At 71.9% G+C, this 25,950-nt stretch carries 20 protein-coding genes; 9 read left to right on the top strand and 11 right to left on the bottom strand.

The genetic code is table 11. The annotated features are described in order from the left end of the window. The first annotated feature begins 22 nt into the window (after positions 1 to 22). Positions 23 to 1,654 (top strand): LuxR family transcriptional regulator, encoded by a 1,632-nt coding sequence (locus tag IE250_RS09900; RefSeq protein WP_189669070.1) that lies wholly within the window; start codon positions 23 to 25, stop codon positions 1,652 to 1,654. 91 nt (positions 1,655 to 1,745) lie between these two features. Here the strand turns inward: IE250_RS09900 and IE250_RS09895 are convergent, their stop codons facing one another. Continuing rightward, on the bottom strand, positions 1,746 to 1,931 hold the full coding sequence (locus IE250_RS09895) for a hypothetical protein (protein ID WP_189669069.1): 186 nt from the start codon (positions 1,929 to 1,931) through the stop codon (positions 1,746 to 1,748). Between the two features lie 284 nt (positions 1,932 to 2,215). On the opposite strand from IE250_RS09895, the gene IE250_RS09890 reads away from it, so the two are divergent. Both IE250_RS09890 and IE250_RS09885 read left to right on the top strand, forming a co-directional pair. Continuing rightward, entirely contained in the window at positions 2,216 to 3,277 is a 1,062-nt protein-coding gene (locus IE250_RS09890; RefSeq protein WP_189669068.1) for a chymotrypsin family serine protease, read from the top strand. A 455-nt stretch (positions 3,278 to 3,732) separates the two neighbouring features. Next, complete coding sequence (locus tag IE250_RS09885; RefSeq protein WP_189669067.1) at positions 3,733 to 3,873, top strand: hypothetical protein; 141 nt, start codon at positions 3,733 to 3,735, stop codon at positions 3,871 to 3,873. 84 nt (positions 3,874 to 3,957) lie between these two features. On the opposite strand, the gene IE250_RS09880 is transcribed toward IE250_RS09885, so the two are convergent. After that, positions 3,958 to 6,150, bottom strand: coding sequence for a prolyl oligopeptidase family serine peptidase (locus IE250_RS09880; protein ID WP_189669066.1), 2,193 nt, complete (start codon positions 6,148 to 6,150; stop codon positions 3,958 to 3,960). 98 nt (positions 6,151 to 6,248) lie between these two features. Further along, a complete protein-coding gene (locus IE250_RS09875; protein WP_189669065.1) occupies positions 6,249 to 8,276 on the bottom strand; it encodes a bifunctional copper resistance protein CopD/cytochrome c oxidase assembly protein in 2,028 nt (675 codons plus the stop codon). Between the two features lie 157 nt (positions 8,277 to 8,433). Between IE250_RS09875 and IE250_RS09870 the strand changes: the two genes are divergently transcribed. Continuing rightward, positions 8,434 to 8,715, top strand: a complete 282-nt coding sequence (locus IE250_RS09870) for a WhiB family transcriptional regulator (protein WP_308434123.1) — start codon at positions 8,434 to 8,436, stop codon at positions 8,713 to 8,715. A gap of 201 nt (positions 8,716 to 8,916) precedes the next feature. Here IE250_RS09870 and IE250_RS09865 read toward each other — a convergent pair whose 3' ends face one another. From IE250_RS09865 to hisC, 4 genes are all read right to left on the bottom strand, one after another. Beyond that, entirely contained in the window at positions 8,917 to 10,383 is a 1,467-nt protein-coding gene (locus tag IE250_RS09865) for a dihydrolipoamide acetyltransferase family protein (RefSeq protein ID WP_189669064.1), read from the bottom strand. A gap of 18 nt (positions 10,384 to 10,401) precedes the next feature. Continuing rightward, entirely contained in the window at positions 10,402 to 11,436 is a 1,035-nt protein-coding gene (locus IE250_RS09860; protein ID WP_189669063.1) for an alpha-ketoacid dehydrogenase subunit beta, read from the bottom strand. 5 nt (positions 11,437 to 11,441) lie between these two features. Next, positions 11,442 to 12,608, bottom strand: a complete 1,167-nt coding sequence (gene pdhA, locus IE250_RS09855; protein WP_189669062.1) for a pyruvate dehydrogenase (acetyl-transferring) E1 component subunit alpha — start codon at positions 12,606 to 12,608, stop codon at positions 11,442 to 11,444. 332 nt (positions 12,609 to 12,940) lie between these two features. Further along, positions 12,941 to 14,029 carry a histidinol-phosphate transaminase gene (gene hisC, locus IE250_RS09850; RefSeq protein ID WP_189669061.1) on the bottom strand — a complete coding sequence of 363 codons (1,089 nt, stop codon included), beginning with the start codon at positions 14,027 to 14,029 and terminating at the stop codon, positions 12,941 to 12,943. 14 nt (positions 14,030 to 14,043) lie between these two features. Here hisC and IE250_RS09845 point away from each other — a divergent pair, with 14 nt between their 5' ends. Beyond that, positions 14,044 to 14,451, top strand: a complete 408-nt coding sequence (locus IE250_RS09845) for a phage holin family protein (protein WP_189669060.1) — start codon at positions 14,044 to 14,046, stop codon at positions 14,449 to 14,451. A 41-nt stretch (positions 14,452 to 14,492) separates the two neighbouring features. Here IE250_RS09845 and IE250_RS09840 read toward each other — a convergent pair whose 3' ends face one another. Together IE250_RS09840 and IE250_RS09835 are read right to left on the bottom strand one after the other, a co-directional pair. Further along, positions 14,493 to 16,028, bottom strand: a complete 1,536-nt coding sequence (locus IE250_RS09840) for a hypothetical protein (RefSeq protein ID WP_189669059.1) — start codon at positions 16,026 to 16,028, stop codon at positions 14,493 to 14,495. Beyond that, positions 16,025 to 16,279, bottom strand: coding sequence for a hypothetical protein (locus IE250_RS09835; RefSeq protein ID WP_189669058.1), 255 nt, complete (start codon positions 16,277 to 16,279; stop codon positions 16,025 to 16,027). Before IE250_RS09835 ends, IE250_RS09840 begins: the two co-directional genes overlap by 4 nt. Positions 16,280 to 16,519: 240 nt before the next feature. On the opposite strand from IE250_RS09835, the gene purB reads away from it, so the two are divergent. The 3 genes from purB to IE250_RS09820 all read left to right on the top strand — a co-directional run bounded on the left by purB (position 16,520) and on the right by IE250_RS09820 (position 19,883). Beyond that, positions 16,520 to 18,004 (top strand): adenylosuccinate lyase, encoded by a 1,485-nt coding sequence (purB, locus tag IE250_RS09830; RefSeq protein ID WP_189669057.1) that lies wholly within the window; start codon positions 16,520 to 16,522, stop codon positions 18,002 to 18,004. 40 nt (positions 18,005 to 18,044) lie between these two features. After that, positions 18,045 to 19,415, top strand: coding sequence for a M20 family metallopeptidase (locus IE250_RS09825; RefSeq protein WP_189669056.1), 1,371 nt, complete (start codon positions 18,045 to 18,047; stop codon positions 19,413 to 19,415). 102 nt (positions 19,416 to 19,517) lie between these two features. Continuing rightward, entirely contained in the window at positions 19,518 to 19,883 is a 366-nt protein-coding gene (locus tag IE250_RS09820; protein ID WP_189669055.1) for a hypothetical protein, read from the top strand. A 126-nt stretch (positions 19,884 to 20,009) separates the two neighbouring features. Here the strand turns inward: IE250_RS09820 and IE250_RS09815 are convergent, their stop codons facing one another. Together IE250_RS09815 and IE250_RS09810 are read right to left on the bottom strand one after the other, a co-directional pair. Beyond that, the gene (locus IE250_RS09815) at positions 20,010 to 22,241 is read right to left on the bottom strand and encodes a YhgE/Pip domain-containing protein (RefSeq protein ID WP_189669054.1); all 2,232 of its coding nucleotides are present in this window, start codon (positions 22,239 to 22,241) and stop codon (positions 20,010 to 20,012) included. Beyond that, positions 22,238 to 25,072 (bottom strand): MMPL family transporter, encoded by a 2,835-nt coding sequence (locus IE250_RS09810; RefSeq protein ID WP_189669053.1) that lies wholly within the window; start codon positions 25,070 to 25,072, stop codon positions 22,238 to 22,240. The genes IE250_RS09815 and IE250_RS09810 overlap by 4 nt, the downstream gene beginning before the upstream one ends. 125 nt (positions 25,073 to 25,197) lie before the next feature. On the opposite strand from IE250_RS09810, the gene IE250_RS09805 reads away from it, so the two are divergent. Continuing rightward, positions 25,198 to 25,893 (top strand): TetR/AcrR family transcriptional regulator, encoded by a 696-nt coding sequence (locus IE250_RS09805; protein ID WP_189669052.1) that lies wholly within the window; start codon positions 25,198 to 25,200, stop codon positions 25,891 to 25,893. Positions 25,894 to 25,950 lie beyond the last annotated feature (57 nt).

Genomic DNA, 25,950 nt, shown 5'->3' with positions numbered 1-25,950 from the left:
CTTCCGAGTGCACGCTCACAAAGTGACCTCACTCGGTGACCAGCGAACCCCGCGCAGTGGGGACATCCGGCAAGCCCTGCGCTCCGGGAAGCTTGATGACCTCGAGGACCTGTTCGACCGGATGTGGTACGACCTGCCGACCCGCTTTGCTCCCGAGATCATCAGCGCGACGAGCAGCCTCGGCCCACACGAGTTCGACCGGCGACCCCGCCTTCTGCACGCGACCCTGCTCGCTCACGGTCAGCAGCACTTCACCACGGGCGATACCGAGCTGCGCAAGGTTGGCCACCACTTCGCCATCTATGGGCGGCGCTTCGCCAGTCGGCTCTCCTCGTACCAAGACCCGAGCGACCTCCTGTCCGCGGGGACCCTCGCGGTCATCTCGGCCCGGATACGTGGCGCCTTCGAAGAATCCGAACGACTGGGGTCCTGGGTCGACCAGCAGCTCGCACTACGGGTGGGCAACCACATGCTGTCGTGGGGCAGCACGGGCACCGCCGCGAGACCTGGCTGGCTGTCCGGCCAGCGCGGCGTCACCGCGATGCTCGCCGGGAACCTCGGCAGCGCTGTCGACCACTACACGCGTGCTCATGCCGAGGTCGGCCGGGCACCGGCCGTGCACTACGAGGGAGCCAACGCGGTGGCGAACCTGGCAATGCTCGCCGCCTTCCAGGGCCACCTCGACCTCGCCCGGCGGTGGCTCCAGACGCTCGACCAGATGGGCGACGTCCCCGACTGGATCGAGCACCTGACCTACGTCGGCGCCAAGATCGCTCGAGCGAAGATCGCCATCGAAGAGGGTGACGCCGAGAGGGCGTCGTACCACCTGGTCACGGTGGGACCCGCTACACAGGCCATCGAGCTGTGGCCGTTCGCCGCCTTCGCGCACGCCAGCCACGACGCCCACTTCGGCGATCCTCACCAGGGACTGCAGCGGCTACAGGAGGCGCGCTTTGCCCACAGTGCACACGCGCCGACGAGCGGTCGGTCGATCGCCGACCGGCTCACCCTCCACGCCGAGGCCAAGCTGCTGCTGCGGGCCCAAGCAGGGCACCGCGTCCTCACCCTCGCACAAGAGAACCCCGGCGAGGACTACCTCGAGCACCATGCCGCATGGGTCTACCTGCTCGCCGGACACCATCTGCAGGCGATCCGCGTCGCGGCGAAGACACTCAACCGGGCACGCCTCCCCGGGCCGGACACGGTCAGCCTCCATCTCGTCCTGGCGATCGCGCACCTGCGCGAGGGCAACCACGACCGAGCCGCACACACCTTCGAGACCGCCGTCCGGCTGCGGTCCAGCCCGGCGCTCATCAGGCCCTTCCTGTCCGCGCCGAGCGAGGACCTGGAGCAGCTCGCGCGGCTGGCCGGCGTGCCCAATCCCCTGAGGCGCACCCGCGTCTCCATCCGCACGAACCCGCCGAGCACGGGCCCGATCGTCCGGCTGACCCGCCGCGAGCACGCAGTCCTTGAGGCCCTGGACAGCGGAAAGACCGCCGAGCAGGCCGCTACCGCCTTCGGCGTCGCTCCTACCACCGTGCGCAGCCAGGTCCGCAGCCTCTACAAGAAGCTCGGCGTCTCCAAGCGCGCCGCCGCGCTCGCTCGCGCCCACGAGCTCGGCCTCCTGAACGAGTCACGCCAGCGGGGTCGCTGACCTCACGGCGCCTGCCTCAGGGCTGGACGCGGCCTTCTTCGCGGCGACGCCTGGCGGCCGTAGACGGCCCGCTGCTGCCCGCGGGAACTTGTCACTCCCCGGCCGATGTGCCGCCGTCCGGCCTGCGAGCACGCCACTGCTCGACCAGGGCCTTGTCGGCCCGGCGACGCGTGAGGTCGCTCTTGCTGGAGTGCACGGCCGCACGGTGCGCGAGCAGAGCAACGCGGTCCAGCTCGAGGGCCCACATGAGGGCCGCGCGCACGTCGGCGCGAGTCACCCGCGCGCTCCGCGTCTCATCCATCGTCCCGATCAATTCTCGCCGTTTCGTGTCCTTCGATGCCCAGTGCGGGCGCCGCCAACGATTTAGGAGGAATACGAGGATGTTTTGTGACACCTCGGGTCTTCCTGGCTTTCACCCGACCATGGTTGGGTGTAGCAGAGGAACGTACCGCGCAAACCTGACGCGGCGATATCCATCTATCGGATGACTTTTACTGACAGATCGGCGTGTCGCCACCTTGTGTGCCGTGTCGTGTTGGTGGGTGAGGAGAGGATCAGGGCATGGACCGCGACGAGGCCAGGAAGATGAAGGAGCAGCTCGCAGCCTTCGCCCGAGAGCTAGCCGAGAAGCACGGAGTCGTGGCAACGCCGCGGTCGGTGGGTGCGCAGACGATGGCCCACGCCGCCGACGTCGTGCGCGCCCCCACACTCGCGCTCGGTCTGGTGCCCCAGGCCGAGGGTGGTTTCGGCATCGCCGTCCGCTACCGGCTCGGGATCCCCCGGGCCCGCTCGATAGTGCGCAAGGTCTCGGCCGAGATCGGGCCCGACGCCGACATCCGCCGCACCGGTCGCATCCGCCCCGTGAGCGAGCTCGGCCCGCGACCGCCCGCGCCGACGTCGCAGGCCGACGGCGATACGGACCGGCGCAGGCCGCTGCGGCCCGGAATCTCCATCGGCCATGTGGGCGTCACGGCCGGCACCCTTGGTGCCTTCGTGACCCGCGCGAGCCCCGTGGACCGCGACGGCCACCTGTATGCGCTCTCGAACTATCACGTTCTGGCCGGGTCCCCGGAGGCACGGCCGGGCGACATCGTCCTCCAGCCCGGCCCCGCCGACGGCGGCCTGGCGCCCGGAGACCGGATCGGCGAGCTCACGCAGGTGGTGGACCTGGACACTGTCGAGCCGTCCTTCACCGACGCCGCCATCGCCCGGCTCGACCGGGTCCCGGTGGACTTCGAGTACCCCGTGGGACGCGTGGTGAAGACCGCCCGGGCCCTCGGCGGTGAGGTCGTCGGCAAGGTGGGCCGCACGACGGCGATCACGCGCGGGCGGGTCACGGCCATCGAGCTGGACGACGTCATAGTGGGCTACGAGGATCTGGGCGCGCTCAACTTCGACGACCAGATCGAGATCGAGAGCCTCGACGACGGCCCGTTCTCCCGCGGCGGCGACTCCGGTGCGCTCGTCTACCGGGAGGACGGCGTGGCGCTGGGTCTCCTGTTCGCCGGCTCCGAGTCCGGCGGGCGCAGCGGGAAGGGGCTCACGTACGCCAACCCGATCGACCAGGTACTGGATATCCTGGGGGTAGAGCTGGCCAGGGAACCGACGCATCCGTTCGGGTGACATTCGCTTCCACCTGGACGACTTTCGCGCCCACCGGGGCGACGTTCGGTATGCGCACCAGCGTTTCGAGTGCCGGGCGTGTCGCCTTCGGCGGTCTGGACCATGGGCGTGTTCTCGCGGCGCGGCGCACGTCGCAACCCGGCTGACCTGCGGCGGTACCCGAGGCCCCCAGAAGCGACCTGCGACCCCTCCGAACGCGGTGGAAGGGGGTAGACACGGGGGACACAATGGATGACCAGGAGGTGATCTGGATGGCAACACTCGACGAGGCTCGGTCGGCAAAAGCCGCATTACGGCAAAAAGTGACCGGGCTCGACGGTGTGATCGGGGTTGGCGTCGCCCCTGAGTTCACGACGTCACTCGGACAGCCACCACGCGAGTACCCAGCACGAAAGCACGCGGGACCCGACACGTCCGGCGGATCGCCCGTCGAAGTGCTCGCCGAGGAAGTCTTGGTGGCGCACGTAGCTGGACCTGGCGGAAGCTGGGTGCTGCAGGTGAACGTGACGGACCCCCGCCTCGTGGACAAGATCCCTGAGGAGATCGACGACGTCGCAGTGCGCGTGCGGGTCGTGGGCGCGGTCCGCGCCGGCTGAGCGCGCCACGCCGAGGTAGAGCGGCCGTCCGACCGCTCTACCTCGGCCTCCACCACGGCGAAGATCGCCGCGGAGCACCGTCCGTCAGCCGAGGGTCGTCGGCAGCTCCGGCGTCTCGCCCAGCACCTGCTCCGCGAGGAACGCCGATACCACCTGGTACCAGACCTTGGCGTTCTGCGGTGTGAGCACCCAGTGGTTCTCGTCCGGAAAGTACAGGAACCGGTGCACCGTCTCGCCGTCGTCGGACGCCGGGAGGCCCGACTTCGTCAGCAGCTCGTACCAGAGACGCAGGCCCTCGCCGATCGGGACGCGATAGTCCTTGTCCCCGTGGATCACGAGCATCGGGGTGCGGATGTCGCCGACGGCCAGGTGCGGGCTGTTCTCCAGGGCCGCCTCGGGCGTCATCTCGCGCGCCCAGTAGTACCCGGCGTCCGTGGTCGGGCCGAACTGGTCCAGCGCCCACAGGCTTGCATGCGTGACGACGGCCTTGAACCGGTCTGTGTGGCCGGCCACCCAGTTCGCCATGTATCCGCCGAACGAGCCGCCCATCGCGGCCGTGCGGGTCTCGTCGATCTCGGGCAGCGCCTCGGCCGCATCTGTGATCGCCATCAGGTCGGTGAACGGCAGCTTGCCCCAGCTGCCCCAGCCGCGCTGGATGAACTCCTGGCCGTACCCGGTCGACAGTCCCGGGTCCGGCAGCAGCACGGCGTAGCCCTGGGCGACCATCAGCCACGGGTTCCAGCGCCAGCTCCAGGCGTTCCAGGAGCCGAGCGGGCCGCCATGGATCCACAGCAGGAGCGGGGCCCGCGTCTGGGACTCGACAGACGGGTCCTGAGACTGCCGTAGGGCCGCCACCGAGTGCGGCAGCGCGAGCCAGGCGCGCACGCGCGTGCCGTCCTCGGCGGTGGTCTCGATCTCGGTGAGCGTGCCCGGCAGCTCCGGGGCGGGCACCGGCGAACGAAGGACGGTCGCCGCGACCGGCGTCCGCTCCCCCGCGGCGCCGGAGGCGAGGAACGCCGCCAGGTCGATGCGCACCGGCTCGGCCGGAGCCAGGTAGGAGGTGCGCAGCGCGAACAGGGTTGCGCCGTCGGACGTGACAGAGAGGTCCGAGAAGACGGCGTCGTCGCTGGTCAGCTTCTCGACGGCCACGTCACTGCCCGGGAGTGCCCCCGAGAACGTGAGCAGGAAGACCGGGCCGCGGCCGTCGTCGTCGGCCTGGACCAGCAGGCCGCTGCCGTCGGGGAGCCAGGTGGGGCGGCCGGGCCAGCGGTCCCAGTCGTCAGCGAGCACCACCGGCTCAGCGGAGCCGTCGGTCGGCACCAGGGCGAGGCGGATCACCGGCGCCTCGGTCGGCGACGAGATCGACTCGGTCACGTAGGCGACCCAGGCGCCGTCCGGCGAGATGCGCGGCCCTTCGGCGTCGCCGTCCGGGTCGTCCACGAGCGTGCGGCGCTCGCCCGTCGCCGTGTCGAACGCGACGAGGGTGCTGCGGACCGCCGCCCCGTCGTTCACGCTCCAGCTGGTGACGAGCGTCGTGCCGTCCGCCGACAGGTCGGCGGAGTGGTTCAGCAGGTGCCGGCCGGCGCCGGTGAGGTCGCGCAGGCCGAGGTGCTGACCCGGCGTCTCGTCCGGCGTCTCGTCCGGCGTTTCGCCGGTGGCCCCGGGCAGCGGCGACGCCGGCTCGTCCGCGAGCGCCGCGAGGTCGCCCACGAAACGTCGCTCCTGGTCGGGGCCGAGGTCGTGGTCCCAGTACCGCACCGGGTACCCGGTGTGCAGGATCGCGGAGACCTTCTGGTCCTTGCGGGCCTTGCGCAGCTCGGCGTCCTGGGGCATGTCCTTCGCGGAGGGCAGGAGGGCGGCGGCGACGCTGACCGTGTCGGCGTCGCGCGCCGTGAGCGCGCCCGAGGCGCCGCCCGGCGGGGCCGCGATCACGCGGGCCTCGCCGCCGCCCGCCGGCAGGAGCCAGAGGGCGGACTTGGGGTCGTCGCCCTCCTTGCCGTCCGGGTCGGGCCGGGCGGAGGTGAACAGGAGGTCGCCGGACCGCGTGAAGACGGCCGACGACTCGCCCTTCGCGGACCGGGTCAGCCGCCGGGCGGGCGCCTCACCCGCCGGGTCGACCTCCCAGAGGGCGGTGCGGTACCCGGTGCGCTCGCCGTCGAGCGTCTGGACTCCTGCGACGAGGCGGGTGCCGTCATGGCTGGCCGTGAGGCCGGTGAGGCGCGGGATGGCGACGTAGTGGTCGAGGTCGTGGAACGGGGTCTGCGGAGATTCGCTCACGCGACACGTCTATCACGTGCGCCCCGGGTTGTGGGCGCGATTTTTACGGCTACGAGACCGTTTTAGGCGCAATGATCCCGCCCACAACCAGGGGCCCGTCAGCCCTCGCCGCGTTTTGCCGCCTGGTCCGCCTTTTCGGCCAGCATCTTGTTGTACGCCTCGAGCTCGGCGTCGCCGTCGCGCTCCGCCTTGCGGTCGCTCCGCCTGGCCTCGCGCTCGTCGGACCGCGTCCAGGAGATCGCGACGCCGATGGCGAGCAGCAGGGTCGGCAGCTCGCCGATGCCCCAGGCGACTGCGCCGCCCTTCTGCTGGTCCTCGATGGCGCTAGGGCCCCACGGGCGGCCCATGAGCCCGAACCAGTCGGGCACGAGCAGCGCGGTGCCCGAGGTCAGCGTGACGCCGAAGAACGCGTGGAACGCCATCGTGGCGAACAGCAGCACGAGCCGCAGCGGGTACCCGGGGCGGGACGGCCCGGGGTCGACGCCGACCAGCGCGTTCGCGAAGAGGTATCCCACGAGCGTGAAGTGGGCGATCATCCACAGGTGGCCCGCGTAAGTGGTCAGCGCCAGCTCGAACAGGGGCGTGAAGTAGAAGACGACCATCCCGCCCGCGAACAGGACGGCGGCCACGACCGGGTTCGCCATGAACCGGCCCAGGGCGGAGTGGACCAGCAGCAGGACCCACTCGCGGGGGCCGCGCGAGTCGTCCTTGCGCGCCGGGACCGCTCGCGCGAGCAGCGTGACCGGCGCGGCCAGCACGAGGAACAGCGGCACGACCATCGCCAGGACCATGTGCTGCACCATGTGCGCGCTGAACAGGACGTGCCCGTAGGCGGCCGCCCCGCCGCTCGTGGCCCAGAAGAGGACCAGGATGCCGAGGCACCAGGAGATGGTGCGGCCCACGGGCCAGGCGTCCCCCCGACGCCGCAGGCGCAGCGCCCATCGGACGTACACGATGACGGCGGCCGCGCACGCGAAGGCGACTATGACGTCCCACTGGAACTCGGTGAGCCAGCGCAGCACGGTGGGTTCGGGCGGCAGCGGGTGGCCGGTGACGATCTCGGCGGGAGTGGCGTCGGCGATCGCTTCGTCAGGCACGGGGGGTGCCGTGGAGCCCAGGGCGACCGCAACGCCCGACACCGCACCCATCACCCCGATCTCCACCGCGGCGAGCCGCCAGAACAGCCCCACCGCCTCGTTCCTCGTGGCGGTGCCGGCGGAGAGGCGGGCGACGACCGTGCTGCGGTGCAGCCAGCCCAGGCTGCCGAGGACTACCAGCAGCGCTGCCTTCGCCACCAGCAGGATCCCGTAGTCGGTGCTCAGCCCGTCGAGCGAGCCGATCCGGATCCATGCGCTGACCAGGCCGGAGACCGCTACCGCTGCGAAGCACCAGAGGGCGATCCCGGAGTACCGCCGGATCACGTCGGCGGTCGCGGCGTACCGCAGGCCGACGAGGACGATGGCGCCCAGCCCGCCGATCCAGAGGGCCGCGCCGCCGAGGTGCAGGAACAGGGCGGAGACCGCGAGGTCGTGGCTGGAGGCGCCGGCTGCGTGGCCGGTCGAGGACTGCATGCCGAGCGCGACGAGCGGCAGCGCGATGGTGCACAGGGCGCCCACCGGGCCGCGCACCAGCAGCGCGACGGCCGCCGTCAGAGCGGCCACGATCACTATCGCCAGGTACGTGCGGCCGACGGCGATGGTCGAGACGTACTCCATCAGCGCCGGCCCGAACGTCGGCGCGTCCAGGGGCAGGTAAGTGGACCACGAGAAGCGCAGTACGAGCTGCACCAGCGCCGCCAGGGTCCACACCCCGGCGGAGACGCCCGCGACCCCGAGGGCCCGGTCCACCAGCGGCCCGCGCGGCAGGACGCAGGCCGCCAGCGCGAGCGAGCCCATGGTCACCGCGAGGGCCAGCTCGGTGGTCACCGTCGCGACGGGCATGCCCCAGCGCACGACGACGCCCGGGTCCGTGAAGCTGGCGAACGCGGTGAACGCACCGGAGAACGCGCCCGCCGCGAAGAGGGCGGCCAGCGCCACCAGAGCCGCGGCGGGCAGCGCCGCGACGAGCCAGGAGGGGCTCGCGGGGCCGCTCGCAGTGCTCGTCCGGGCAGTTCTGCTGGTCGTCACGCGTCAAGCCTAGGCGCGCTGCGCTGCGGTCCTGACCGTACGCAGATGTGCGGCTGACCACGCCGCGAGGCGCCCGAAACCTGGCATTCCGACGATGTTCAGGAAAAGTTCGGCCAGATTGTGCACCAAACCCAACCCTTTAGCCCTCTTCTGCGTTGTGACCAGTGTGGACCTCGCGAACATCATCACCGAGACCGACGACTCCGTGCCGTGCTCGGAACAGCCCGAGCTCTGGTTCGCGGAACATCCTGCGGACCTTGAAGAAGCGAAGCGCGCGTGCGCCGTCTGCCCGCTCAAGGCGCAGTGTCTGGCGGGCGCGCTCGCCCGCCGCGAGCCATGGGGTGTCTGGGGCGGCGAGATCGTCGTGGACGGCACCGTACGGAGCCGCAAGCGTCGTCGTGGACGGCCGCGGTCGATCGGGGGCATGCGCGTGGCCTGACAGCCACGTGACCACCAGACGTTGCCCGAGGCACGGCGGCCGAGTCCAGCCGCCGTGAGATGCCGGAGCAGTGCGCAGGTCCACACCGCGGATCTCCCAGACCGATCCGGACCGGCGCACTGCCCCGGTCGTTCTATGCGTCAGACCCCCAGGTCACTCGGTGACCTGGGGGTCTGACACGTCGTGCGGGGGTCTGACGAGTCAGCTCCACACCAGCCCGTGCGCCGGCTCCTCGAGCACACGCGCGACGTCGGACAGGAACCGTGACCCCAGCTCGCCGTCGGCCAGCCGGTGGTCGAAGCTGAAGCCGAGCTGCGTGACCCACCGCGGCTTCACCTTGCCCTTGTGCACCCAGGGCTTCTTGCTGATGGCGCCGAAGGCGAGGATCCCGGCCTCCCCCGGGTTGAGGATGGGCGTGCCCGTGTCGATGCCGAAGACGCCCACGTTCGTGATCGTGATCGTGCCGTTCGACATGTCGGTGGGCGAGGTACGCCCGGCCCGCGCGGTCGCCGTCAGCCCGGCGATCGCCTTCGCGAGTCCGAGCAGGTCGAGCGTGTGCGCGTCCTTGATGTTCGGCACCACGAGCCCACGCGGCGTCGCCGCGGCGATCCCCAGGTTCACGTAGTGCTTGTAGACGATCTCCTGCGCCGGGTCGTCCCAGGAGGCGTTGATCTGCGGGTGCCGCTTCACCGCGAGCAGCACCGCCTTGGCCGCGAGCAGCAGCGGCGTCACGCGGACGTCCGCGAAGTCGCGGTCCTCCTTGAGCGTCGCCACCAGCTTCATCGTCTTGGTGACGTCCACCGTGCGGAACACGGTCACGTGCGGAGCTGTGAAGGCACTGGCCACCACGGCCTCAGCGGTGCGCTTGCGCACCGACTTCACCGGGACACGCGTCTGGCGGCCGTCCGGCGAGACCGCGCCCGAGGCGAGCCACGGCTCGTCGTCCGCGTAGTTCGTCAGCGTCTGCACCGACGAGCGCTCGGCGTGGGAGACCACGTCCTCGCGCGTCACGATGCCGCCCGGGCCCGACGCGTGCACGCCCGCCAGGTCCACCCCCAGGTCCTTGGCCAGCTTGCGGACCGGCGGCTTCGCGAGCACACGCGCTCGCACGGCCGTCGTGGTCCCGGTGTCCGACGGCGGAGCCGCGGGGGCGGGCGCAGGCCGTGCGGGAGCCGCCACCGGGGCAGGCGCCTCGGGCGCCCTGGTAGCGATCGGCGCGGCCGGAGGCGCCGACGCGGCCGGAACCGCCTGGTGGCGCCGGCGCCGTCCGCTCGCAGTCGCCTCGGCAGTGCCGTAGCCGACGAGCACCGACCCGGAGCCCTCGTCCTGAGCACCATCGGGCGGGGCGACACCGCTGGAACCGTCACCCGCTTCCGAGACGGCGCCGTTCGAGGTCGGCCCGGCGGGGGCACCGCCGACGCCGGGCACCTCGATCTCGATGATCGGGGTGCCGACGTCGACGGTGGTGCCCGACTCCACGAGCAGCGCTGACACTGTCCCTGTCCAGGGCGACGGGAGGTCGACCAGCGACTTCGCCGTCTCGATCTCGACGATCGTCTGGTTCACCTCGACGGCGTCGCCCACGGCGACCCGCCACTCGACGATCTCGGCCTCGGTGAGGCCCTCTCCGACGTCGGGGAGCGGGAACCTCTGCTTGTTCGAGCTCACTCTCGGTTCACTCCTGGGTCAGTGCGCGAAGGCACGGTCGACGGCGTCGAGCACACGGTCCACGCTCGGCAGATACTCGCGTTCGTGCTTCGCGACCGGGTACGGGGTGTGGAAGCCGCCCACACGGAGCACGGGCGCCTCGAGCGCGTAGAAGCACTCCTCGGTGACCCGGGCCGCGATCTCGGCGCCGGCCCCGAAGAACACCGGCGCCTCGTGGATGACTATGCAACGCCCGGTCTTGCGGACGCTCGCCACGACGGCGGCGGTGTCGATCGGCGAGACGGCGCGCAGGTCGAGCACCTCGGCGGAGCGGCCCTCGGCCGCGAGCGCGTCGGCGGTCTTGACCGCGGTCTCGACGGAGGGGCCGTACGCGACGAGCGTGACGTCGGTGCCGGCCCGGACCACGTGGGCCGAGTTGAGCGTGGCCGACCCGACGGGCGCGTCCAGGTCGACCGGCCCCTTGGTCCAGTAGCGGCCCTTGGGCTCGAAGAACACCACGGGGTCCGGGCAGGCGATGGCCTCCTGGATCATCGTGTACGCGTCCTGCGGGCTGCTGGGCGACACCACGCGAAGACCGGCGGTGTGCGCGAACAGCGCCTCCGGGCTCTCGCTGTGGTGCTCGACCGCGCCGATACCGCCGCCGTACGGGATGCGGATCACGACGGGCACCGATACCGCGCCGCGGGTGCGGTTGTGCATCTTCGCGAGCTGCGTGGTGATCTGGTTGAACGCCGGGAAGACGAACCCGTCGAACTGGATCTCGCAGACCGGCCGGTAGCCGCGCATCGCCAGGCCGATCGCGGTGCCGACGATGCCGGACTCCGCCAGCGGCGTGTCCACCACCCGCTGCTCGCCGAACTCCGCCTGCAGGCCGTCGGTCACGCGGAAGACGCCGCCCAGCGGGCCGATGTCCTCGCCCATGAGCATGACCTTGTCGTCGTGCCGCATCGCGGCACGCAGGCCTTCGTTGACCGCCTTGCCGAGCGTGAGGGTCTTGGTGCTCGACGCCGCTTCCGGGGCGCTGCCGGACGTCGTGTGCGTACGCTCCGCCATGGTTGTCATCGTGCGCCTCCCTGGGTCGTCTCCGCGATCGCGTACTGCTGGGCCGGCGGGTCACCGGCCTCGTATGCCTCGTACCAGGCCCGTTCGGCGGAGACCACGCCGTGCGGGGTGGCGTAGACATGGTCGAACGTCGAGACGGGCGCGCCGCCGTCGAGCGCACGGACGCCGGTGCGCAGGTGGGCGCCGATCTCGTCCCCCGCTGCCTTGACCTGTGCCTCGAAGGCCTCGTCGAGCTCGCCCTCGGCGCGCAGGTAGGCGGCGAGGCGATCGATCGGATCGCGACCTCGCCACTCCTCCTCCTGCTCGGAGGTGCGGTAGCGGGTCGGGTCGTCCGACGTCGTGTGGGCGCCCATCCGGTACGTGTACGCCTCGATGAAGCTCGGGCCCTCGCCCATCCGGGCGCGCTCGAGCGCCTCCTGGGTCGCGGCGTACACGGCGAGCACGTCGTTGCCGTCGACCCGAAGGCTGGGCAGGCCGAACGCCGCGCCCCGCTGGTAGAGCGGGATCTTCGTCTGCCTGATGGTGGGCTCGGAGATGGCCCACTGGTTGTTCTGCAGGAAGAACACGACTGGCGCGTTGTTCACCGCGGCGAACACCATCGCCTCGTTGACGTCGCCCTGCGAGGTGGCACCGTCGCCGAAGTACGCGATCACGGCGGTGCCGTCCCGCTTGTCGTGCGGGGTGCCGTCCCGCTGGACGCCCATGGCGTAGCCGGTGGCGTGCAGGGTGTGCGCACCGATGACCACGGAGTAGACGCCCGCGTTGTGCTCGTTCGGGTCCCACCCGCCGTGGTCCGATCCGCGGAAGAACCGCAGCCGGTCGACAGGGTCCACGCCGCGGACCTGCAGCACGCCGTGCTCCCGGTACGACGGGAAGACGAAGTCCTGCGGCCGCAGCGCGTAGGCGCTGCCGACCTGCGCGGCCTCCTGGCCACGAGAGGGCGCGTACAGGGCAAGCTCACCCTGCCGCTGGAGCGACGTCGCCTCTTCGTCGAAGCGGCGAGTCAGGACCATGTCGCGATACATGCCACGGAGGTCTTCCGGGGTCAGGGCAGCGGCGCGGTCGCGATAACCCTTGGTACCGCGCGTCGTGGCGCGGTTCCCTTGGGGATCGAGTAGCTGCAACGTCGGGATCGCCTCGTTGGAGCCGTTGGTGGTAGTCACTCTCTCCTCCTTCAACTGCGGACGCGAGGCGCCCGCTGTTGCGGAGACGCCCGGCCCGTTCCGGGGACCTTTCCATCCTGGCACGGGTCCAGCCGCAAATTTGGCCGATCCGCAACCTACGCTCTCGTAGCCTACGCAAGCGTAGGCTACGGCTCCGTAGGTAGGTCTGCCGCGATGTCACCCAATCTCTCGCGGGACCGTTTGTCGGATTCCACCAACGGCGGCGCGGTGGTGCAACGCCCGGGCCGCCGCGGCGACCCGGGCACACATCGCGCGCTGCCTGGAGCGCTGACCGGCGGCCCGTCGCCTGGTCCGTTCCGGGCCAGGGCCGGTCAGCGCCAGGACGCCGCGACCTTCAGGAACGCGTCGTTCGCCTCGGGGTCGCCGATGCTCACGCGGATGCCGTGACCGGCGAACGGGCGCACCAGCACGCCGGCCGCCTTCGCCTCGGCGGCGCGCTCCAGCGTCTGCTCGCCCAGGTCGAACCACACGAAGTTCGCCTGCGTCTCCGCAAGCACCCAGCCCTGGCCGCGCAAACCCTCGACGACGCGGGTGCGCTCGCCGACCAGTGCCTCGACCTGGGCCATGAGCTGGCTCTGCGTCGCCGGCTCCAGCGACGCCAGGGCGGCGGCCTGCGCGACGTGCGAGACGCCGAACGGCGTGGACACGGCGCGGATCCCGGCGGCGAGGCGCGGCTCGGCGATCGCGTAGCCGACGCGGAGCCCTGCCAGCCCGTGCGCCTTGGAGAGGGTGCGCAGCAGCATCACGTTCGGGTTTCGCCTGAACACGTCGATGCCGTCCGGTGCTTCCGGGTCACGCACGAACTCGAGGTACGCCTCGTCCAGCACCACCAGGACGTCCTTCGGCACTGCCGCCAGGAACGTCTCCAGCTCGCCCGCGTGCACTGCGGGGCCGGTCGGGTTGTTGGGCGAGCAGACGAGCACCACGCGCGTGCGCGGCGTGATCGCGGCCGCCATCGCGGGCAGGTCGAGGCGGCCCGTGCCCTCCTCGAGCGGCACGGTCACGGCGTTGCCGCCGGACACCGCGGCCGCGATGGGGTAGGCCTCGAACGAGCGCCACGGGAACACGATCTCGTCCCCGTGCTCCACGACCGCGTTCAGGACGTGCGACAGCAGCGCGACGGAACCGTTGCCGACCACTACGTTCTCGACGGCCACCCCGCTGTGCGCCGCGAGCGCCCCGACGAGCTCTTCGGCGTACATGTCGGGGTACCGGTTCACCTCGGCGGCGGCCCGCGTGATAGCGGCGAGGACCGACGGCAGCGGGGAGTACGGGTTCTCGTTCGACGACAGCTTCCACATCGGGGCACCCGCACCGGCGCGCGCGCCGGGAACGTAGGCGGGGAGTGCCGACACGGCCTGGCGGAGCGGTACGAATGCTTCTTCCACGAGGGTCAGCATGCCACGATGACGAGATGAAGCTCGTGGCGCGCATCCTCATCTCCGCACTCGCAATCTGGCTGTCGGCCCTGATCCTCGGCTCTCACATGGACATCGTCAGCAACGACACCGTGCTTGGCACGATCCTCGCCACGGTGGTCATCGCGATCGTCTACGGCCTGGTCCACCTGATCGTGAAGCCGATAGTCCAGCTCATCTCGCTGCCGCTCTACATCCTCACGCTCGGCCTGGTGTCGGTGCTGGTCAATGCGCTCATGCTGTGGATCACCACGCTCATCACGAACCAGTCCTGGTTCTCCGACACCACCAGCTGGGGCCTCGAGGTGACCGGCGGCTTCTGGTGGTACGTGCTGGCGGCTATCGTGATCTCGGTAGTGCAGATCGTCCTGCTGGCGTTGTTGCCCAACAGGGTCTCGGACTGAGCCGGATCACGGGCTGAGCGGCAGCCACCCGCTGAGCCGGGTCACGGGCCGGCCCGTTCGGCCCGGTAGTACACGGTGCTCGCGACTTTTCCGTCCAGTCGGGCGCCGATCCTGTCGGCCACGTCGGTCACGCGCGGGTCGGCGGACCCGATAGCCAGGTCCAGCGTGCGGACGTGCGTGGTGACCGCGTGCGCCAGGGACACGTTGCCCGACGCCGCCCGGTCGCCCGCCTCGGTCGAGCCCCGCAGCGACCGGACGACGGTCACCCGGTCGCGGGTACGCGGATTCTCTGCGGCGGAGCGGCCGTCGGTGCTTGCCACCAGCTCCTCCGGGGTCTCGAGGTGCAGCACCGGCACCCCCGGCGGCGTGGGCACCAGTCCCGTCGGCGACCCGGCGGTGACCAGCCCGCCCACCCGGTAGCGCTCCGCGAAGCCCGCGCGCGACACGAGGGCGGCGGCCGCGATCCCGCCCAGGCTGTGCCCGACGAGGGTGACGGGCTCGTCGGGTCCGACGCCGCAGTCCGCCAGCACCTGCTCGATAGCCGCTGTCGCGCCGTCGGCCTGGCCCGCGACCAGCTCGAGGTCGGTGCGGCCGTCCCAGGGGTGGTCCGCGGGCAGCGCCGACTGGGTTCCGGGCACCAGCACAGTCCACGACACGGTGCCGTCGGCGCCCGTCACCTTCTGGACGGCGACCGTGGCCGCCGGTGCGCCGCCCTTGCCCGGGTAGAGATCGTCGACCCGTGCCAGTGCCTCCTGCACGGACCCGGCTCCGGTGTCGGACCAGGCCGGCACCGCGCCGTCCGCGAAGTCCCCGGGACCGAGCCGCGTGACCTTGATCCCCCGGTCGCCGTTCCCGAGCAACGGCACCTCGCGGGCCACGTGCGCGAGCACGCCGGCCCCACCTGAGACATCCGGGCGGCCCTGAGCGAGTGCGGGCTGGGACAGCGCGACGCCGCTCCCCAGGCCGGCGAACGCCTCATCCGAGAACGGGGCGAGGCCGCGCGTCGCCTCGGTCAGGGCCCAGCCGGTGATCGCCGAGGAGACGCCACCGGTGAGCATTCCCCCGGCCAGGCGCCCGGCCACCTCCGCAGCTCCCACGACGCCGACGCCCGCGAGGCCCGCCCAGCCCAGGCTGCCGACCGCCGCCCCGGTACCGAACGTCCCGGCGGTGACCAGGGCACCGACCGCCCGCTCCGCCGTCGACTCCGCCTCCTCGTACAGGCCGGCCGCCCGCAGCAGGCGCCAGCCCAGCAGATCGCACAGGTCGGCGCGCGCGCCGAGGCACCGCGCCGCGTCCTGTGCGGCTTCCTCGAGCGCCCGCGCTGCTGGTGCGAGCGCGGCAGTGGCCCAGGCGGTGCTGCCTTCGGGCCGCCAGGCCGAACCGGGCAGGACGACGTCGCCGCTCGCCGCCAAGCACTGCGCGGCGGCGGCCCGCAGGTCGTCGGCGGCGCCCGCCACCCGCGCGGCCGCGCGGCGCACCGAGTCCGACTCGACGGCGGTGGCACCCGCTCCCCCGAAAACCGTGACGGTGTCCGACGGCGCGCGCGGACCCTCCGGCGGCGTCACGAACGGCGTCATCCCGGCCCGCCCGCCGCGTGGAGGGCGTCCGCCCGCCGCATGGCCTCCTTCAGGAGGAACAGGTCACGCGCGACGGCGAGCGCCACCCCGGCGACCTCCTCCCGGTACAGCTGCGCCGCGGGTGCCTCCCAGTCCACCTCGACGGCAGCCCGCAGCTGGTCGATCCCCCGCATCAAGAGCTCCACCGCGGCCGCGAACGCCACCGTCGGGTCCCCTGCTCCGCGCGCGGGCGGCGCATACATGTCGTTCATCGACGCTCCCTCACTGCTCGTCCGGCCGTGTCCGTCGGTCCGGTCCCTCGTCGACCACGACGCTAGGGGCGAGCCGGACGCCGCCGTCGGCCAGGGACGGTCGCCTGTGCACAGGTCGTCGAGAAGGCAGCCGGTGGTCGGGCTCGCACCCGCGGAACGCCGTCGGGAGGGTCTGCAGGGCCCATCGACGAATCTCGCCGCTAGGCCCCGCAGCAGGCTTCACGCGACTCGCGTGGGAGAATGGAGCACGTGCCTGAGACCACCGCCCCTGCCAGCCCCGTCACCCGCGTCGCGTTCGCGGAGGTGAGCCCGGCCATCGCGCTCGGACCGCTGGACGGCCGGTACCGCAAGGCCGTCGCCCCGCTCGTGGACCACCTGAGCGAGGCCGCGCTGAACCGCGAGCGCATCCACGTCGAGGTGGAATGGCTCATCACGCTGTGCAACGGCGCGCCCGGCATCGAAGCACCGGTGGTCCCCGGCGCTCCGACGCTGTCGCCGCAGGAGATCGACTACCTTCGAGCGATCCCCGCGACGTTCGGCGCGGACGAGATCGCCGAGCTGGCCGAGATCGAGCGCGAGACCGTGCACGACGTCAAGGCCGTCGAGTACTTCATCAAGCGCCGCATCTCCGCCGCGCCCGAGGTGCTCGGGACGACCAGCCTCCCCGCCGCGAGCGAGCTGGTGCACTTCGCCTGCACCAGCGAGGACATCAACAACCTGTCGTACGCGCTGATGGTGCGGGGCGCCGTCCGTGACGTGTGGCTCCCGGCCGCGACCGCCGTCGTCGACCAGCTCGCCGGCATGGCGCGCGAGCACGCCGCGGCGCCCCTGCTCAGCCGCACGCACGGCCAGCCGGCGACGCCGACGACCCTCGGCAAGGAGCTCGCGGTCCTGGCGCACCGCCTGCGCCGTCAGCTGCGTCGGGTAGAGGGCGCCGAGTTCCTCGGCAAGCTGAACGGCGCCACCGGCACCTACGGCGCGCACACCGTCGCCGTCCCGTCAGCCGACTGGCCGGCGGTGTCGCAGGCGTTCGTCGAGGGCCTCGGCCTGGACTGGAACCCGCTGACCACGCAGATCGAGTCGCACGACTGGCAGGCCGAGGTCTATGCCGACGTCGCGCGCTTCAACCGGATCCTGCACAACCTCGCGACCGACGTGTGGACCTACATCTCGCTCGGGTTCTTCACGCAGATCCCGGTGGAGGGTGCCACCGGCTCGTCCACGATGCCGCACAAGGTGAACCCGATCCGGTTCGAGAACGCCGAGGCCAACCTCGAGATCTCGTGCTCGCTCCTGGACACGCTCTCGGCGACGCTGGTGACGAGCCGCCTGCAGCGCGACCTCACGGACTCGACGACGCAGCGGAACATCGGCCCGGCGTTCGGGCACAGCCTGCTCGCCATCGACAACGTGGCGCGCGGCCTGGACCGGCTCGCCGTCAACGAGACCCTGCTGCGCGAGGACCTCGACGCCAACTGGGAGGTGCTGGGCGAGCCCGTCCAGTCCGCCATGCGCGCGGCCTCCGTCGCGGGCGTTCCCGGCATGGAGAACCCGTACGAGCGCCTCAAGGACCTCACCCGCGGCCAGCGTGTGGACGGCGCGCGCATGCGCGAGTTCGTGGCAGGCCTCGGCCTGCCCGACGACGTCGCCGCTCGCCTCGCGGACCTGACCCCCGCCACGTACACGGGGCTCGCCGAGCAGCTGGTGAAGGACTACCTGGACTGACCCCCGGCTCGGCTCAGGGCACCTTCCATACGATGGACGCATGAGCCGCCCTACCCCGCCCAGCACCGCCTACCTCGACCATCTGGTCGCCGAGACCTCCGGGCGGCGGGAGGCCCTGACCGGCACGGTCGCAGCGGGCGGCCGAGGCGCCGTCGGCCATCAGGGAACGTCTCTGCCCGACGGCGGCGCGCCCGCCGCGCTGGTCTCCGCCGTCGAGCGGGCCGCCGAGCAGCTCGAGCCCGAGCTCGCGGAGATCGTCAAGCGGCTGCACGAGCACCCCGAGCCGGCCTTCGAGGAGCACCGCAGCGTGGCGACACTGGTCGAGGTGCTCGCGCGGCACGGTGTCGAGGCGGAGCTTGGCGCGCACGGCGTGCCGACGGCGTTCCGGGCCGAGGTCGGGGACCCCGCCGGGCCCACCATCGCGATCTGCGCGGAGTACGACGCGCTGCCCGGCATCGGCCATGCCTGCGGCCACAACGTCATCGCGGCGGCCGGCGTGGGCGCGTTCCTCGCCCTGCACCACGTCATGACCTCCGCCGACGCCCCTGCCGGCCGCGTCGTCCTGCTCGGGACGCCCGCCGAGGAGGGGCACACCGGCAAGGAGGTGCTCGCTCGCAACGGGGCGCTCGAGGGCATCGATGCGGCGATCATGGTGCACCCGTACGGGCTGGACGTCGCCGACCAGGTCTGGCTCGGCCGCCGCCTCCTGACCTGGACGTTCACCGGACGTCCCGCGCACGCCTCCGCCCAGCCGTACATGGGCCGCAATGCGTTGGACGCCGCCAGCCTCGCCTACCAGGGCATCGGCCTGCTGCGGCAGCAGATGCCGCCGGTGGACCGCGTGCACGCCACGATCGCAGAGGGCGGCACGCGGCCGAGCATCATCACGGAGCGCGCCGTCGTGCACCTGTACGCGCGGTCCAAGTACCCGGACACCCTGCGCGACCTCTCCAGCCGCCTCGACGACATCGCGCTCGGCGCGGCCCTGATGACCGGCACGGACGTCGAGATCACCTGGGACGACGGCGCCCACCCGAGCCTGCCGGTGCGCACCAACCGGACGCTCACCGACCGCTGGGTCGCCGCCCAGCGGCGCCGGGGTCGCGACCCGCTGCCCGCGGGAGTGCTCTCGGAGACGCTCGCTGCGTCCACGGACTTCGGTAACTTCTCGTTCCGCATCCCCGGCATCCACCCGCTCGTGCAGGTCTCGAACCCGGACGTCGCGCTGCACACCGCCGAGTTTGCGGCCGCCGCGGCGACCCCGGCGGCGGTGTCCGCCGCGATCGACAGCGCAGCCGGGCTCGCGGCGACGGCCCTGGACTATCTGTACGACGCGGGGCTGCGCGCCGCCGTCCACGAGGAGTTCGCCGAGGAGGGCGGCGCGGTCGAGGTGGAGAAGTACTTCGACTGATCGGTAGCGCTCGGGGTGGGCGGCTCGGCCCGGGCGGGCTCGGCCGGTCCGGGCGGCGAAAACAGCAGGCCCCTGGGCAGCCGGTGACCTTACGGTCGGTCCATGACGACGCCGGAGATCGCCCCGATGGACACCTGGCTCGCCGTCACGCGGGAGGACGGCGAGACCGTTGGCTACCTCGAACCCGTGACCGACGACTACGCCGACGTGATCCCGCGCAACCGCCTCGGCCACGCCGTCGGCGACGTGCGCGACTACCACGCGGCCGAGGAGCTCGTGCTCGATCGTGGTCTGCGTGAGCTCGCGGAGCACTGGCTGCTCGACGGCGAGGGCGCCGAGCTCACGATCAGCGAGCTCTCCCCCGCCGGCATCGTGCTGCGCGACGCGTATCTGACGAAGGCGCTCGTCCCGCTGGAGTCCGTGCACGTCCCCTGGCCGGACACCGCCGGGCGGCTGCGCCGGGTCTGACCTGCTGGGCGACATGAGCGAGCTCAACGACTTCGGTCCGTTGCCTTGAGATCGGTCCATCAACGGACCGATCTCAAGGCAACGGACCGATCTCATCCGGTGTGCCGCGACCAACGCGGCGCTAGGTCAGGCCGGGCGGAGCAGCTCCGCTACCCGGACGGTGCGCTGCCGCGCCACCGTTGTCGTCGTCACGGCCAGGCCCGCGATGCCCCACAGCACCATCGCGGCGACCGCCATCCCGACGCCGCCCACACCAGGCTCGATGAGCCCGACGAGGCCGTCGAGGCCAGCGCCGACCGGCAGGACCGCTGCCAGCCCTTCGAGTACGCCTGGCGCCGTCGACACCACGCCGGTCGCGATGACGAGCACCGCGACCAGCAGGCTCAGACCCCGGCCGACGTGGCCGAGCACCGCGGCCAGCGCCTGGTTGAACGCGACGAAAGCGACCGAGACCAGCGCACCGAAGCCCATGGTCGCGGCCCATCCGCCGACGTCCAGGCCCTCGATACCGGCCAGCACGGCACCCGTCGCGAGGCCCGTGACCAGGCCGACCGCGGCCGGGACAGCGAACGTCTCCAGGGTGAGCCGCAGGGCGCTGCGCGTGGAGCCCCAAGCGTGCAGCGGCACCGGCGTGAACACGTTCATGAGCGCGAGCGCCCCGAGCCAGAGCGCCAGGACGGCGAACATCGGGCCGGTCGCACCGGTGTCCAGGTCGGTGACCGCGCCGTCCGTGGCCACCGGGTCGGCGACCACCGACGCCAGGGACTGCCGTTCCTGCTCGGTGTACGCCGGGATCTCCTCGGTGGCCTGCCCCAGACCGTTGGACAGGTCCTTCGCGCCGCCGGCCAGCTCGCCGACGCCGTCCGCCAGGCCGTCCACGCCGGTCGCGAGCTGGCTGGTGCCCGTCTCCAGCTCGCCGACGCCGTTGGCGAGCTCCGTCGCACCCGACGCGAGGCCACCGGCACCGCCGGAGAGCTCACGCGCGCCGCTGGCCAGGCCGGCCGCGCCGTTGGCCGCCTCGTCCGCGCCGGCATGCAGCTCCGCGAGGCCGCCCGAGAGCTGGTGCGCACCGTCCGCCGCTAATACGGCGCCGACCGTGACCTGCTCTGCGTGGCCGGCGAGCTCGCCGGCACCCTGAGAGAGTCCGGAGATGCCAGCGGTCAGCTCGTAGAGGCCCGTGGGCTTGGCACCACCCGTGCCGGCGAGGCCGGTCATGCCACCGGCAACCTCCGCTGCGCCGGCCTGCAGCTTCTTGAGGTCCGGTAGCTGACCGCACAGGGCAGTGAGCCGCGGATCGAGTGACGGGACAGCGCATGCCTGCTCGAGGCCGCCGACCAGTTCATCGATGCCACCCGACACTTCGGTGGCCCCGGTCGCCAGCTGCGAGGCGCTGCCCGGCAGCTGCTGACTCTTCTTGGCGGTCTCCGCGAGCCCACCCGCGAGATCCTTCACCCCCGTCGCAATGCCCTCGGTGCCCGTCGCGAGCTCGTCCGCGCCGGACGCCAGGTCTGCGGCACCCGCTGCGGACTGACCGGCGCCGTCGGCCAGCTGGCTCACGCCGCCCGCCATCGAGTCGGCGCCCGCCGCCCAGTCGTTCGCGCCCGCGGCCCACTCCCCTGCGCCGCCGGCCAGCCCGGACACGCCGTCGCCGATCCCGGCCACACCGTCCGAGGTCTGCTGCGCACCGTCGGCCAGCTCCTGCGCACCCTTGCCCGCCTCGGTGGCCCCGTCGGCGAGCTGGTCGGCGCCGTCGGCGGCCTTGCCCAGCTCCTTCGAGAGCGTGGAGAAGCCGACCAGGACGTTGTCCACGTAGGTCTCGGTGAGCGTGCTGCCGAGCACGCCGGTGGCCGTCTGGGCCACGACCTGCGCGAGGGCGTCGTCGAGCACGCGGCCGTCGGCCGGCGTGGCGACGTCGATCGTCGCCTGCCGTGCCTTCGCCGGGTCCTCACCGCTGAACGACGTCGCCGCCGCCGAGAAGCCCTCCGGGATGGTCACGACGGCGGCGTACGTGCCATCGGCGAGGCCGTCGGCGGCGCTATCGGCGTCGGAGATCTCCCAGTCGTAGCTCGCGTCGGAGGCGGGAACCGCCGCCGCTTCACCCGCCGCTGCGTCGGACGTCTCGCCACCGCTCACGAGGCCGGCGGCAAGCTGGCGGCCGAGCGGCACCGTCTGACCGTTGATCTTCACCGGCTCGTCGAGGTTCACGATCGCCGCCTTGACGGTGTCGAGCCGCTCCTGCGGGTTCCACAGGGCCGAGATGAGCAGTCCCAGGATCATCAGCGGAAGGAGCGCCACGGCCACGGCGCGCCAGGGGTTACGGATGGGCTCGGGCCGCAGCCATCTCGTCGCGGTCGTCATGCCCGTACCTCCTGCTCGGTCACGTCTGCTTGCTGGTCACGTTCTATGCCTGGGGACTCCGTGCGGGTGCCAGGGCTGACGTCCAGCACCGGGGTGCCGAACGGCGCCAGGTCGGTCGCGGCGGAGCCCGTCGAGCCGAGCAGCACCGCGACGCCCGCGGTCTGCGCGCCGGCCACGGCCTGCGCCAGCTCGGCCCGCGCCGCCAGGTCGCCCACTGTCTCGGTGCCGTCCACGACGAGCACACTCGGCCTGTCGCGCAGCGCCCGGCGGACCGCCTCTGCGGGATTCCCGCCCTCGGCCGCCGAGTCGACTACCGCGACCCTGTGCCGCACGGACGACGCGCGCTCGGGAAGCACCAGCCCGGCTGTCTTCGCCACGCCGGCCGACAGCTTGATCCGGCCCGCGACGGCCAGCAGGAAGGCGCTGACCGGCGCCGTGGCGCCACCGTGCACGAGCAGCGTGCCGCCGTCGGGCACCCGAACGCTCACCGGGCCGACGATCACGCCCGACCGGCCGCGCACCTCGAGGCCACCGGTGGCCACCGCGTCGGTCGCTCCCGGCTCGGGCCAGTCCGCGAGCGACAGCTCGCGGGTCAGGCCCTCACCCTCGACGTCGAACGACGGCAGCAACGCGTCGAGCTTCTTCGGCATGTACCAGGCCTTCTCGCCCAGGAGTGCGAGCACCGCCGGGACGAAGATCATGCGCACCACGAACGCGTCGACGGCCACACCCACGGCGAGCCCGAGGGCGATCGGCTTGAGGTTCATGTCGCCGTGGGGCACGAACGCCACGAAGACCGCGATCATGATGACCGCCGCGGCGGTGACCACCTTGGCGGACGCCTGGAAGCCCGTCGCGATCGCCTTCCTGGCGTCGCGGCCGTGCACGTAGTCCTCGCGCATGCGGGACACGAGGAACACCTCGTAGTCCATCGCGAGGCCGAACAGGATGCCCATGAGCACGATAGGCATGAAGCTGATCACCGGCCCCGTGCGGGTCACGTTGAGCGCCTCGGCGAAGACGCCGTGCTCGAACACGAGCGAGACGACACCGAACGCCGCGCCCACGGAGAACAGGTAACCGACGGTCGCCTTGATCGGCACCGCGATCGAGCGGAACACCATGGTCAGCAGGATCAGCGAGAGGCCCACCACGACGAAGGCGAACGGCAGCAGCGCGTCGCCGAGCTTGTCCGACACGTCGATACCTACGGCGGTGAAGCCGGTGACGGAGAGGTCCACGCCGTACTCGTCGAGGAAGTGGTCGTGCTGCGCCCGGATCTCGCGGACCAGGTCCTCAGTCTGGGCGGACGTCGGGCCACCCTCGGGGACGACCTGGATGATGCCGGTGTCCGCCGACTGGTTCGGCGTCGCGAGCGGCACGTCGGCCACGCCCGGCAGGTCCGCGATCTCGTCCCCGATCTCGTCCATCAGCGCGACCGGGTCGGTGCTGGTCACGATGGACCCCGTGACGATCAGCGGGCCGTTGAAGCCGTCGCCGAAGTGCTCCGAGACCAGGTCGTAGGTGACACGCGCAGGGTCCTCCCTGCCCATCACTCCCGCGTCCGGAAGCGCTAGGCGCAGGTCCAGCGCGGGGTAGCTCAGCGCGCCCATGGCGGCGATGACCAGCACGACGGTCAGCGCCGGGATCTTCGTCACTGCCCGCACCCACCCGGCGAAGAACCGGTTCGGCCTGTGCTCGGGCAGGGCCACGGCGGCACCGCGCCGGCCGGTCGCCTCGGGATCGTCGGAGGCCGCGGCGGGAACCTTCGCGGCCTTGGCCGCTGCGCGGCGGGCCCGGCGTGACGGCTCGGGCCGCAGCCGCTCCCCCGCGAACCCGAGCAGTGCCGGCAGCAGCGTGAGCGACACCAGCACGGTGATGCCGACCGTCACCGCCGCCGCGACGCCCATGACGGTGAGGAACGGAATGCCCGCGACGCCCAGGCCGACCAGCGCGATCATCACGGTGAGTCCGGCAAAGACCACTGCGGAGCCTGCCGTCGCGGTCGCCCGCGCTATCGACTCGTCGACGGGGAGCCCCTTGCCGAGCTGTTCTCGGTGCCGGGACACGATGAACAGGGCGTAGTCGATGCCGACCGCCAGGCCGAGCATCACGGCCAGCAGCGGCGTGGTCGAGTTGATCGGGCCGAGCGCCGTCGCAGCGAACAGCAGGCCCATCGACGCTCCGACGCCGAGCAGGGCATTGAGCAGCGGCAGGCCGGCGGCCACGAGCGAGCCGAGGGTCAGGACCAGCACGACGAGCGCGACGAGCAGGCCGACACCCTCGGTGAGCGTCATCTGGGGGAGCTCGGAGGAGAAGAGCTGGCCGCCCAGCTGCGCCTCCGCGCCGTCGGGCAGAGCCTGCGCGAGCGCGTCGGCCTTCTCGCCGAGCGCGTCCTTGGTCGCCTCGGTGATGGACCCCTGGTCACCGTCGAGCTGGATCGTGAGCAGCGTGGCGCGCTCGTCGTCGGACACCGAGGCCGGCATCAGCTTGTCGAAGGGAGAGGTGACCGCGGCGACCTGCGAGACGTCGCTGATCGCCTCGACGCCGTCGGTGATGGCCGAGCGCATGGGCTCGTCCTTGATGCTCTCGCCCTCGGGCGCGACCACGATCACCTGCGCCGAGGCACCGCTGACCTGCGGGAATGTCGCCGCCAGGCGGTCGAGCGCCGCCTGGGACTCCGTGCCGGGGATGGTCACCGCGTTGTCGAGATCTTGCTGCAGCAGGCCGGCCGCCCCGCCCACGAGGGCGAGCGCCACGACCCAGACGACGAGGACGAGCCGACGGGCACGAACGGCCCATCTGCCGAGCGAGTAGAGAACGGAGGACACGCACACTCCTGGGACGAGGCGGGGGACGGCAGGGCGCTTTGATGCACCACTGTATCCGATACATGAGTGCATCGAATACGGGCGTCGTATTGATAGACTCAGTTCTTGACCCCGAGGAGCTACTTGTGACCACCGAGTCCGCCACCGACGTCGACTCCGGGTCGTCGGTCGAGCGAGCGCTCGCCACGGCCCTGACGCCGCGACGTGAACGAACCCGCGAGCGCCTGCTCGACGCCGCCTTCGCCGTCTTCGCGGACCACGGCATCCGCGGCGCGTCGATCGAAGCGGTCTGCGAGGCCGCCGGGTTCACCCGCGGAGCCTTCTACTCGAACTTCAGCAGCAAGGAGGAGCTGTTCCTCGCGCTCGCCGAACGGGCGATGCGCCGGCAGCTCGCCTCCCTGGAGTCGGTCGGCAAGGAGGTCGAGCCGGACCTCATCCGTGGCGGCGTCGTGGACTACGAGGCGATCCGCACCATCCTCTCGGTGGTGGTCACGGACCCCGGGGACGCGCGGCAGTGGGCGCTGATGCGCGCCGAGCTCGAGCTGCTCGCGATGCGCGACCCCGCTATCGGCCGGCCGTTCCTCGCCCAGGAGGAGAGGCTCCGGGCCGAGCTCGGCGCTGCGATCCGCCGGATCCTCGACAGCTGCGGCCTGCGGTTCACGGTCGAAGAGCGCACGGCGGTCGACCTGCTGCTCAGCATCTACGAGTCCTCCGCGCGGGCCGCCGTGGCCGCGAACCCCACGTCGGAGGACGGCGATGCCGCGCCCGACACCGCCGTCCTGACCGAGCTCGTCAACCTCCTCGTGACGACCGCCGACTGAGCCGTCGGGCACCGGTCACCAGCTCGCACCTCGCTGGTCGACCTGCCGAAATCAGGG

Origin of the sequence: Promicromonospora soli (assembly GCF_014653785.1) — a bacterium.
Taxonomy (GTDB): Bacteria; Actinomycetota; Actinomycetes; order Actinomycetales; family Cellulomonadaceae; genus Promicromonospora; species Promicromonospora soli.
This window is presented reverse-complemented; position numbering and strand designations above follow the sequence as displayed.